Raw genomic sequence first — 11,929 nt, 5'->3', positions numbered from 1 at the left:
TCAGTCCCCCTTGTCCGGAGCGGACGGCGAGGCGTTCGGGCCGCTTCCCGATGCATTCTGCGGCTTCGCATCGACGGCGGCGCCCGCTTCGTCGCCTTTCTTTTTCTTCGAGCGCGAGGACATCGTTTCCAGTCCCCAGAAGAACATCGGGATGAAGAACACGGCGATGACCGTCGCGCCGAGCATCCCGCCGATCACGCCCGTGCCGATGGAATGCCGGCTGTTCGCGGACGCGCCCGTTGCGATCGCGAGCGGCACGCAGCCGAGAATGAACGCGAGCGAGGTCATCACGATCGGGCGCAGGCGCTCTTCGGCGGCGGTCATCGCGGCGTCGTAGACGGATGCGCCTGCCTCGCGGTTCAGCACGGCGAACTCGAAGATGAGAATCGCGTTCTTCGCGGCGAGCGCGACGAGCATCGTCAGGCCGATCTGGAAGTACACGTCGTTGTTGAGACCGCGCAGAAGAATGGCGAGCAGCGCGCCGAAGATCGCGAACGGCACGGCCATCAGCACGCCGACCGGCAGGCTCCATTTCTCATACTGCGCGGCGAGGATCAGGAAGACCATGATGAGGCCGAACACGAAGACGAGCGCCGACGAACTGCCCGACTGCTGCGCCTCGTAGGCCTCGCCGCTCCACCCGATGCCGTAGTCCGACGGCAAGCCCCGCGCGATGTCTTCGAGCGCCTGCATGACCTGTCCGGACGCATAGCCGGGCGCGGCGTTCGCCGTGATCTTCACGGCGGGGAAGTTGTTGAAACGCGTGATGAGATCGGGGCCCGTCACATAGCGCGTCGTGACCATCGACTTGAGCGGCACCATCTCGCCGCTCTTGCTCTTCACGAAAATCTGCGTGAGATCGTCGGGCTTCAGGCGATACTGCGGCTCCGCTTGCAGGATCACCTGCCAGAGCCGGCTCGACCGGTTGAACTGCGACACATAGAGCGAGCCGAACATCGTCTGCATCGCGCTATAGACGTCTTCCACGGGCACGCCGAGCGTTTCGGCCTTGTCGCGATCGACATTGGCGAGCAGTTGTTGCGACGACGCGTTGAAGGTCGACGTGACGCCCGTCAGCTCCGGGCGCGCCTTGGCCTTGGCGACGAAATCGTCCACGATGGCCGCGAACTGCCCGATGGTCGCGTCGCCCTTGCTCTGAATCCACATCTCGGTGCCGCCCGTCGTGCCGAGACCCGGTATCGACGGCGGATTCAGCGGCACGACGATGCCTTCCCTGATCTGCGACAGATGCTTGTATGCATCGACGAGCACCGCGCGCGCGTTCTGCGTTCTGATGTTGGCCGACGTATAGCGATCCTCGAAACTCTTGAAGCCGACGAAGAACGTCGACGCGTTGTTCTTGTTCTGGCTATCGAGAATGCTGAAGCCGTCGACGGTCGTGATGCTGCTGACCGCCGGCTGCTTCATGAAGTAATCGGTGACGCGCGCGGACACCGCGCCGGTGCGATCCAGCGATGCGGCGTCCGGCATGATCACCGCGCCGAGCAGATAGCCCTGATCTTCGGGCGGCAGGAACGCGGTCGGTATGTCGCGCATCATGACGACGGCGAGCGCGATCATGCCGGCGAAGAGCAAGAGCGCGATCGCAAAACGCTTGATGATGAGCCGCACGACGCTCGTGTAGCCGCGCGTCATGCGCAGGAACTGGTTGTCGAACCAGCGGAAAAAGCCCTTTTTCTCGTGATGCCCGGGTTTCAGGAGCAACGACGCGAGCGCGGGCGACAAGGTCAGCGCGACGAGGCCCGAGATCACCACGGAGATCGCGATCGTGATGGCGAACTGCTTGTACATCTGCCCCGTGATGCCGCTGAGAAACGCGACCGGCACGAACACCGCGCACAGCACGAGCACGATGGCGACGACCGGCCCGGCCACTTCGTCCATCGCTTTCTTGGCGGCGGTCTTCGGATCGAGCTTGTAGACGGTCATGTTGCGCTCGACGTTCTCTATCACGACGATCGCATCGTCCACGACGATCCCGATCGCGAGCACCATGCCGAACAAGGTCAGCATGTTGATGGAGAAGCCGAGCGCCTCCATGCCCATGAACGTGCCGACGATCGATACCGGCACCGCGAGCACCGGAATCAGCGTGGCGCGCAGGCTTTGCAGGAACACGAACACGACGATCACGACCAGCACGACCGCTTCGAAGAACGTATGCACCACGTCGGAGATGGACGCGCGCGTGAACTCCGTCGTGTCCATCGCGATCTGGTAATCGATGCCTTGCGGGAAGGTCTTCTTCATCTCGGCGAGCGCCGCGCGCACCTGCTTCGACACGTCGAGGGCGTTCGCGCCCGGCTGCTGATAGACCGCGAGCACCGTCGCCGATCTGCCCTGAAAGCGGCTGCGGATCGAATAGTCTTTCTGCCCCAGTTCGGCGCGGCCCACGTCCTTCAGACGCACGATCGCGGCGCCGCCCGATTGCGCGCGAATGATGATGTTCTCGAACTCGGCGGGCTCGGTGAGGCGGCCGGTCGTCGTCACCGCGAAGGACTGCTCGACGGGCGCGCCCGTCGGCGATTGGCCGAGACGGCCCACGGCGAACTGCTGATTCTGGTTCGCGACCGCGCGCTGCACGTCGGCGGCGGTGATGCCGAGTTGCGCCATGCGGTCGGGCTTGAGCCAGATGCGCATTGCGTAATCGGGCGTGCCGAAGATGCTCGACTGGTTCGCGCCGGGAACGCGCTTGAGCGCGTCGAGCACATACACGTTCGCGTAGTTGGCGATGTAGGTCGCGTCATAGCGTTCGTCGGGAGAATAGATTGCGATGACCATCATGAAGGCCTGCGACTTCTTCTGCACCTGCACGCCTTGTGCGGTGACGGACTGCGGCAGTTGCGGCAGCGCGAGGTTCACGCGGTTCTGCACGTCGACTTGCGCGAGCTCGGGGTTCGTGCCGATCTGGAAGTACGCGTTGATGGTCAGATTGCCCGTCGACGAACTCGACGAGCTCATGTAGATCATGTTGTCCGCGCCGTTGACCTGCTGCTCGATCGGCGCGGCGACGTTGTTCGCGACCACGTCCGCGCTCGCGCCCGGATAGGTCGCGGAAATCGTGATCTGCGGCGGCGTGATGTCGGGATACTGCGCGGTGGGCAGCGCGAACATGCACAGCGCGCCGCCCAGCGTGATGACGATCGAAATGACCGACGCGAAAATCGGACGGTCAATGCAGAAATGTGAAATGTTCATTGGCCTCTTCCGCGCGTGCTTCCGATAGTCACCGGATCAGATCACTTTTCGCCCGCGTTCTTCGTTTGCCCGATCGACGCCTCCTGAGCGCCCGAACCCGGCGCGGGCGGCGTAGCGGTGACGCGTACCTGCGAATCCGCGCCGACCCGTATCGCGCCATCGACGATGACGCGCTCGCCCGCCTTCAGGCCGCTCGTGATGAACCAGTCGTCGCCATGCCATTCGCCGACTTCGACGACGCGCTGATGCGGCTTCGACTGCTCGTCGAGCACCCACACGAAGTGGCTCTTCGCGCCCTGCAGCACGGCGCGTTGCGGCAGGAGAATCGCGTTGGGCCGCACCGCGCCCGCGACGCGCGCCTTCACGAACTGGCCGGGCCGCAGCGTGCCTTGCGGATTCTGGAACACCGCGCGCACGAGGAACGTGCCCGTCTCCGTGCTGAACGCCGGATTCGTGAAGTCGATGCGGCCCGTCTGCGGAAACACGGAGCCGTCGGCCTGGATGACGGTCACATCGAACTTGTTGTCGGGCGGAAAGCGCAACTCGCCTTTCTTGATCTGCTCGCGATAGGTCAGCAACTCGTTCTCGGAGATGCTGAAGTTCACCCACATCGGGTCGAGCTGATAGACGTAGGTGAGCAGGCCCGATTGCGTGGGCGTCACGTAGCTGCCTTCCTGCACGCGCGCGAAGCTGGAGAGGCCTTTCAATGGCGAGCGGATCGTCGTGTAGCTCAGATTGAGTTCCGCGGTCTGCACTTCGCCTTTTGCGGAGATGACGGCCGCTTCGGCGCTCTTCTCGTTGCCGACGGCGTCGTCGAGATCTTTCTTGCTCAACGCGTTCATCGCGGCGAGCGGCTTCACGCGCGAAAGATTTTGCTGCGTGACGAGCAGCCGCGCCTGCTGCTGGGCGAGCGAGCCCTTGGCGGTCTGCAGCGCGGCTTCGAAGGGGCGCTTGTCCATGATGAACATCACCTGGCCCGTCTGCACGAGCGAGCCTTCGGCGTACAGGCGCTTCTCCAGGAAGCCGTCGACGCGCGCGCGTATTTCGACTTCGCGCGAGCTCTGCGTCTGCGCGGTGAATTCGAAATCGACGGGCGTCGACTGCGCGGCGACAGTCACCACAGTGACATCGACGACGGGCTTCTGCGCTTCGGGCGGCGGCTTCTTGCACGCCGCGAGCGAGAGCGACGCGAGCATGGCGGCAGCGACGAGACGCAGCGCGCGCATCGGGCGCGACGGTTGAGCGAACGAGCAGCAGTCCAGCATCTGTTCCGACACGAACGCCATAGGCGCCTCCCTCTTGGGATGGCCGATCGTTGATGAGCGAGCGCGCTGCAAGGCGCCTCGCCACGACATGCTCGCGGTGTGCGTATCAGCGAAAGCGTGCCTCGAAGGCGCACGTTCGCCACGCGTGAAAGTCGCGCGGGACAGGACTCTTTGGCGACGTCAGCGGGCGCGAGCCTGATGCATGTGATGTGTCGTAGCTGCCTCCGGTTTTGACGGTCGAGTTATAGCCAGAGATGCTCATGTTCGCCACGGTGTGCGTAGCGTGCGTGACGAGTCTACTAATAGCCGAATACGGATGAAAATGCCATAGCGTTTAATGGCATTTCGGCTGAACGCAGCGGTTCGGAATATGCAGCAGTTACTGAATGGTTGGTATGCCGAATTTCGAAACGTTGGCGGGGACTGTAGCGTAAGAACGCTCGCTGAGCGAACGATCGATCGCATTGCAGAACGCACGATGCTTCGCGTAAACCCCGTCGAAAGAAAGTGCCTTGCGTAAGAAACGGGTAAGCGGACGCTCTTACCTTAGTCTCCAGCGCATCGGAAAGCATGCGCGAGAGCATCGCATGACGTCCCCGCCCGGGGATTTCCTTGATTCAACGCATCGCCGACCGTTCGGGCGCCGCGCCGGACGCGGGCGTTTTCGCGTGCAGAGAAGAGACACTCATGCAGGAGACGGAAATGGATCTGAAGATCGTAGAGAAAATCAAGTCGAGCGCCGCGTACGGCGAACTGGTGCGAAAACGCTCGAAGCTCGGTTGGACGCTGACGGCCCTCGTGCTGATCGTCTATTACGGCTACGTGCTGCTCATTGCGTTCGACAAGGACCTCCTCGCCGCGAAGATGGGCGCGGGCGTGATGACCTGGGGCATGCCGATCGGCCTGTTCGTGATCGTCTTCACGGTCGTCATCACGGGCCTCTACGTGCGCCACGCCAACAGTACGTATGACGAACTCACGGATCAGATCAAGCGGGAGGCCGCATGAAGCCGCAACGTATCCTCGCGGCAGGCGCGCTCGTCGCGTTCTGCGCCAATGGCTTCGCCGCGGGCGGCGATCTCGGTCAGGCAGTGAAGCAGGCGACCAACTGGACCGCGATCTGCATGTTCATCGCGTTCGTGATCGCTACGCTCTTCATCACCAAATGGGCCGCCAAAAAGACGCGCTCGGCGGCCGAGTTCTACACCGCGGGCGGCGGCATCACCGGCTTTCAGAACGGGCTCGCGATCGCGGGCGATTTCATGTCGGCGGCCTCGTTTCTCGGCATATCCGCGGCGGTCTACAGCAACGGCTATGACGGCCTCATCTATTCGATCGGCTTTCTCGTCGGCTGGCCGATCATCACGTTCCTGATGGCGGAGCGTTTGCGCAACCTCGGCCGCTTCACTTTCGCCGATGTAGCCGCATACCGCTTCAAGCAGACGCCGATACGCGCGTTCGCGGCATCGGGCACGCTCGTCGTCGTGGCGTTCTATCTGATTGCGCAGATGGTCGGCGCGGGGCAGCTCATCAAGCTCCTGTTCGGCCTCGAATACTGGATCGCGGTGGTGATCGTCGGCGCGCTGATGATGGTGTACGTGCTCTTCGGCGGCATGACCGCGACGACGTGGGTGCAGATCATCAAGGCGTGTCTGCTGCTCGCGGGCGCTTCGTTCATGGCGTTCATGGTGTTGTGGCAATTTCACTTCAGCCCCGAGGCGCTCTTCGCCAAGGCCGTCGACGTACACGAGAAGAAGGCGTCGATCATGGGCCCGGGCAACTTCATCAAGGATCCGATCTCCGCGATCTCGTTCGGCATTGCGCTGATGTTCGGCACGGCCGGCCTGCCGCATATCCTGATGCGCTTCTTCACCGTGCCGAATGCGAAGGAAGCGCGCAAGTCGGTGTTCTGGGCGACGACGTGGATCGGCTACTTCTACATTCTCACGTTCATCATCGGCTTCGGCGCGATCGTGCTCGTCAGCACCAATCCGATGTTCAAGGATGCGGGCGGCAAGCTGCTCGGCGGCACGAACATGGCGGCGGTGCATCTGGCGAGCGCGGTCGGCGGCAACGTGTTCCTCGGCTTCATCTCGGCAGTTGCGTTTGCGACTATTCTCGCGGTCGTCGCGGGTCTGACGCTCGCGGGCGCATCGGCGGTGTCGCACGATCTCTATGCGACCGTGTTCAAGAAGGGCCGCGCGTCGAGCAAGAGCGAGTTGAAGGTGTCGCGTATCACGACGGTCGTGCTCGGCATCGTCGCGGTCGTGCTCGGCATCGTGTTCGAGAAGCAGAACATCGCGTTCATGGTGTCGCTCGCGTTCGCTGTCGCGGCATCGGCCAACTTCCCGGTGCTCTTCATGTCGGTTCTGTGGCGCGGCTGCACGACGCGCGGCGCGGCGATCGGCGGCTTCCTCGGCCTGCTGTCGGCGGTGGCGATGACGGTGCTTTCGAAAGCCGTGTGGGTCGATGTGTTCCACTACGCGAGCGCGCCGTTCCCGTATGCATCGCCCGCGCTTTTCTCGATGGCGATCGGCTTCATCGGGATCTGGCTCTTCTCTGTGACCGATAGATCCGCGCGTGCGCGCATCGACAAGGCCGGGTTCGAAGCGCAGACGGTGCGCTCAGAAACGGGCATCGGTGCGGTGGAGGGCGCGAGCCACTGATGTGATAGCGGCGGCGCGTCTTACGATGCGCCGCCACCTGCAGATTCGTATACCGGAGATGCCGCGCGCGTGGCGAATGGCACGCAGGAAATGCGTTAAGCTCGATGCACTGAATGCACGAAGCGTCTCACGCATTGGAGCGAGCCATCATGGACCTGCAGTGTCCCAGTCTTTTCGAGCAGTCGGCGTATATCGGCGGCGCGTGGGTCGACAATACTTCGCTGCCGCGCGTGCCCGTCACCAATCCTTCCACCGGCGAGATCATCGGCACAGTGCCGCAAGTCACGGCGGAGCAGGTGACCGAAGCCGTCGAATGCGCGAACGCGGCCTTGCAGGACTGGCGCAACTGGAGCAGCCGCGAGCGCGCGTCGGTGCTGAGAGAGTGGGCGCGTCTCGTCGAACATCATCGCGACGATCTCGCCATCATCCTGTGCAGCGAGCAAGGCAAACCGCTGCACGAAGCGCGTTCGGAAATCACGCAGGCCGCGAATTATCTCGACTGGTTCGCGGAAGAAGCACGCCGCATCTACGGCGACAACATTCCCGCGCCGCGCCGCAATCAACGCATTCGCGTGCTGCATCAGCCGGTCGGTGTATGCGGCGCGATCACGTCATGGACGTTTCCCTCGTCGATGGTCGCGCGACGCGTCGGCGCCGCGCTCGCGGCGGGCTGCACGGTCATTCATCATCCCGATCCGCAGACGCCGTACTCGGCGCTCGCACTGTGCGCGCTCGGCGAGAACGCGGGCTTGCCGCGCGGCGTGCTGTCCGTGCTGACCGGCGAGGCCGAGCCGATCAGAAGCACGCTGCTCGAAAGCCCCGGTGTGAGGAAAGTGTCGTTCACCGGTTCCATCGATGAAGGCAAGCGGCTGATGAGCCTGTGCGCATCCACCGTTAAGAAGATATCGCTCGAACTGGGCGCGAATTGTCCTTTCATCGTGTTCGGCGACGCTGACATCGACCTTGCCGTGAAGGGTGCGCTCGATGCGCGTTTTCGTCATTCGGGTCAGGCGGCGATGTGCGCGAATCGCTTCTTCGTGCATGAAGACGTGTACGAGACTTTCGTCGCGAAGCTCGTTTCGAAGGTCGCGTTGCTCAAGGTGAGCGACGGGCTGGACGAAGGCGCGCAGATCGGCCCGCTCATCGACGACGCGGCGGTGACGCGCATCGAAAGCCTTGTCGATGAAGCGGTGAAACTCGGCGCGAAGATCGTGGCGGGCGGTTCGCGCGTCGCGCCCGGATCGAACTTTTTCCGGCCGACGGTGCTGACGGGCGTCGATCCGTCGATGAGCGTGTGCGGCGACGAAGTCCTCGGACCGATCGCGAGCGTGCTTCCATTCAGAGACGAGGACGACGTCATCACGCTCGCGAACGACACGCGCACGGGGCTCGCGGCTTACTTCTATACGGCGGATATCAGCCGCGCATTTCGTGTAATGGAAGCGCTCGAATGCGGTGTCGTCGGCGTGAACGATAGCCTCGTGTTCAACGAGGTCGCGCCGTTCGGCGGCATCAAGGAATCGGGGATGGGGCGCGAGGGGGCGTCGTCGGGTGTCGAAGAATATCTCGAGGCGAAGTATGTTTGTTTTGGGAATCTGGAGCGGTAGGGGCTAACGCCCCATCGCCGCAGCCTCTTCATTCAAACGCACACTCATGACCGGCGCTTCCGGCCCCACGTGCGACAGCTTCATCAAACGCGGTTGCAGCAGCAGCGCAACAAGCCCGCTCCATCCCGTCTGATGCGAAGCGCCAACGCCGCGCCCGTTGTCGCCATGAAAGTACTCGTGAAAGAGGATCAGATCCTGCGAGCGCGGATCGGCTTGCAGCATCGGATACGCTGCCATCACGGGACGCTTGCCATTGGCGCCTTTCAGGAAGAGCGTGCTGATGCGCCGCGACAGATCGTCGGCGATTTCACTCAGCGAATGCATCTCGCCCGATCCGGTCGGATGCTCGACGCGAAACTCATCGCCATAGTAGCGATGAAACTCGTAGAGCGATTCGATCAGCAAGTAATTTACCGGCATCCATATAGGTCCACGCCAGTTCGAATTGCCGCCGAATACACGCGAATCCGATTCCGCGGGCAAGTACCGGATGCAGACGTTCACGCCGTCGTGATCGAAGACATAGGGCTTGTCGCAATGCACGCGCGACAGTGCGCGAACGCCATAGCCGGAAAGGAATTCGCTTTCATCGAGCGTGCGCCGCAGGAGCGCTTTCATGCGATGTCCGCGCAATAGCGAGAGCAAAGTCGTGTTGCCCTTGCCCGGCTCGGTCCAGCGCGATACGAGTTTCGCGAGATTCGGCCGATGATCGAGAAACCACGCAAGTCTTTCACGCAGTCCCGGCAGATCGCCGTACACGTGCTCTTCGAGCACATGCACCGCGAAGAGCGGTATCAGTCCGACGATCGATCGAATTCGCATCGGCACGCGCGTGCCGTTCGGAAGATGCAGCACGTCATAGAAGAAATCGTCGCTGCCGTCCCACAGGCCGGTGTTGCAGACTTCGCCGCAACTCACCGCTTCCGCGATATACAGGAAGTGCTCGAAGAACTTCACGGCGATCTCGACATACGACTCGTTGGTCATCGCGAGTTCGAGGCCGATCTGCATGAGGTCGAGCGCATATGAGGCCATCCAAGCGGTGCCGTCGGCCTGATCGATGCGTCCGCCTGTCGGCAGCGGCTGCGAGCGATCGAAGATGCCGATGTTATCCAGCCCGAGAAAGCCGCCCTGAAAAATATTGCGGTCGTCGGCATCCTTGCGGTTGACCCACCACGCGAAGTTGAGCAGCAGCTTGTGGAACATCACTTCGAGGAAAGCGTGATCGCCGATGCCGGTCATCTCACGATCGAGCTCGAACACGCGCCAGGTCGCCCATGCGTGGACGGGCGGATTCGCATCGCCGAACGCCCATTCATACGCGGGCAATTGCCCGTTCGGATGCATGTAGCGCTCCTTCACGAGCAACGCCAATTGCTTCTTCGCGAAGTCCGGATCGATCGTCGCGAACGCGACCGCATGGAACGCGAGATCCCACGACGCGTACCACGGGTACTCCCACTTGTCGGGCATCGACACGATGTCGCCGTTGCACATGTGCCGCCAGTCCGCATTGCGGCCAAGCCGACGTTCTTTGGGCGGCTCGGGCTGGCCGGGATCGCCGTCGTGCCAGCGCGTGACGTCGAACTGGTAGTACTGCTTCGTCCACAGCATGCCGGCGAGTGCCTGGCGCTGCACGAGACGCGCGTCGGCATCGTCGATATCGTGTTGCAGCGTCGCATAGAACTCGTCGGCTTCCGCCTCGCGGCGCGCGAATAGCTGCGCCATGTCGAGCGCCGGCTCGTTCGATACCGATGCGGGACGCCAGCGCACATACATCACGGCGCGTGCATGCGATTCGAGTTGCAGACACGCATGCGCGGCGCTGCGTGTGCCGTGATCGCGCCGGATTGCATGTTCGTCGCCTTCGACGAGATAGTCATTGAAGCCGTCCTTGAACGGCCCCGCGCCCTCCATGCCGAAGATGCGACGAACGTTCGTTTCATTTTCGCAAAAGAGCCACTCGATAGGGACGTCCGCCGAGGCCGTCACCAGCATCGCGTCATGCGCGGGATTGCGGGCGACGACGCGCGCGCCTTCTCTCGCGTCCTCTTCCAGCGTCAACGAAGGCTTGCCCCATTTGCTCGACCACGACCATCGATTGCGCGCCCAGAATTGCGGCAGCACATGAAGCGTCGCAGCTTCGTTCGCGCGATTCTCGACGGTCACGCGCATCACGACATCATCGGGCGTGTACTTCGCGTATTCGACGCAGACATCGAAGTAGCGGTCGCCGTCGAACACGCCGGTATCGAGCACTTCGTATTCGGGAAGCTCGGCGCCGCGCCGCCTGTTCTCGTCGATCAGTTGCTGGTACGGATACGCGTCGTGCGGATACTTGTACAGCATCTTCATGTACGAATGCGTCGGCGTGCCGTCGAGATAGAAGTACAGCTCCTTCACGTCCTCGCCGTGATTGCCTTGCTCGTTCGTGAGGCCGAAGAGCCGTTCCTTGATGATCGGATCGCGCCCGTTCCACAGCGCGAGCGACACGCACCAGTCGAGCGGGTCGTTGCCGAAACCCGCGATACCGTCCTCGCCCCAGCGATACATGCGGCTGCGCGCATGATCGTGCGGAAAGTAATCCCAGGCGGTTCCGTATTCGCTGTAATCCTCGCGGACCGTGCCCCATTGACGCTCGCTCAGATACGGTCCCCAGCGTCGCCAACGATCGCGTTCGTCGCCGTGCAGGCGCGAGCCTTCTTTCGTTTGCAGCAGATGGATTGCGCGTAACGGTGGCATGCGACCTCCGATGCGGAACGGATTTTCGATGATAAGCGAAGTGAAAAAAGCGCGGTGAGTGCCGCGCGGCGAGGTCTCTTGCGTTCCGGAACATCAAGCAGCCCTAGGTTGAACCTATGACCGGCAAAGCTATCTGATATTTGCGCGCTTTTCGGACAGGCTTTCAAATAGAGGCCAGTCCAAGCCTCTTTCCGAGAGCTTGTCACTAATCGGAGACGCAAGTGAAGATTCTTGTCCCAGTCAAGCGCGTGGTCGACTACAACGTGAAGGTCCGCGTGAAGTCGGATAACACGGGCGTCGATATCGCCAATGTGAAGATGTCGATGAACCCGTTCGACGAGATCGCCGTTGAGGAAGCGGTGCGTCTGAAGGAAGCGGGCGTTGCGACGGAAGTGATCGCCGTGTCGTGCGGCGTGACGCAGTGTCAGGA

7 protein-coding genes are annotated in these 11,929 nt (G+C 62.4%); 4 read left to right on the top strand and 3 right to left on the bottom strand.

Features of this window, described 5'->3' with window-relative positions:
• Window positions 1–3,219 carry an efflux RND transporter permease subunit gene (locus tag NCS28_RS22590; RefSeq protein ID WP_250516005.1) on the bottom strand — a complete coding sequence of 1,073 codons (3,219 nt, stop codon included), beginning with the start codon at window positions 3,217–3,219 and terminating at the stop codon, window positions 1–3.
• Window positions 3,220–3,260: 41 nt separating this feature from the next.
• A complete protein-coding gene (locus NCS28_RS22585; protein ID WP_250516004.1) occupies window positions 3,261–4,505 on the bottom strand; it encodes an efflux RND transporter periplasmic adaptor subunit in 1,245 nt (414 codons plus the stop codon).
• Window positions 4,506–5,186: 681 nt separating this feature from the next.
• Here NCS28_RS22585 and NCS28_RS22580 point away from each other — a divergent pair.
• The 3 genes from NCS28_RS22580 (at window position 5,187) to NCS28_RS22570 (ending at window position 8,757) form a co-directional block, all read left to right on the top strand.
• Window positions 5,187–5,492 (top strand): DUF485 domain-containing protein, encoded by a 306-nt coding sequence (locus NCS28_RS22580; RefSeq protein WP_250516003.1) that lies wholly within the window; start codon window positions 5,187–5,189, stop codon window positions 5,490–5,492.
• The gene (locus NCS28_RS22575) at window positions 5,489–7,150 is read left to right on the top strand and encodes a cation acetate symporter (RefSeq protein WP_250516002.1); all 1,662 of its coding nucleotides are present in this window, start codon (window positions 5,489–5,491) and stop codon (window positions 7,148–7,150) included. The genes NCS28_RS22580 and NCS28_RS22575 overlap by 4 nt, the downstream gene beginning before the upstream one ends.
• Window positions 7,151–7,299: 149 nt before the next feature.
• Window positions 7,300–8,757 carry an NAD-dependent succinate-semialdehyde dehydrogenase gene (locus tag NCS28_RS22570; protein WP_250516001.1) on the top strand — a complete coding sequence of 486 codons (1,458 nt, stop codon included), beginning with the start codon at window positions 7,300–7,302 and terminating at the stop codon, window positions 8,755–8,757.
• A 3-nt stretch (window positions 8,758–8,760) separates the two neighbouring features.
• Here the strand turns inward: NCS28_RS22570 and NCS28_RS22565 are convergent, their stop codons facing one another.
• Complete coding sequence (locus NCS28_RS22565) at window positions 8,761–11,499, bottom strand: MGH1-like glycoside hydrolase domain-containing protein (protein ID WP_250516000.1); 2,739 nt, start codon at window positions 11,497–11,499, stop codon at window positions 8,761–8,763.
• Between the two features lie 221 nt (window positions 11,500–11,720).
• On the opposite strand from NCS28_RS22565, the gene NCS28_RS22560 reads away from it, so the two are divergent.
• The coding region (locus NCS28_RS22560) for an electron transfer flavoprotein subunit beta/FixA family protein (RefSeq protein WP_502801230.1) at window positions 11,721–11,929 on the top strand (209 nt) is incomplete at its 3' end.

Source organism: Caballeronia sp. INDeC2 (genome assembly GCF_023631325.1).
Taxonomy (GTDB): Bacteria; Pseudomonadota; Gammaproteobacteria; order Burkholderiales; family Burkholderiaceae; genus Caballeronia.
The sequence above is the reverse complement of the archived record's forward strand: the minus strand, read 5'-3'. Positions and strand labels throughout refer to the sequence as shown.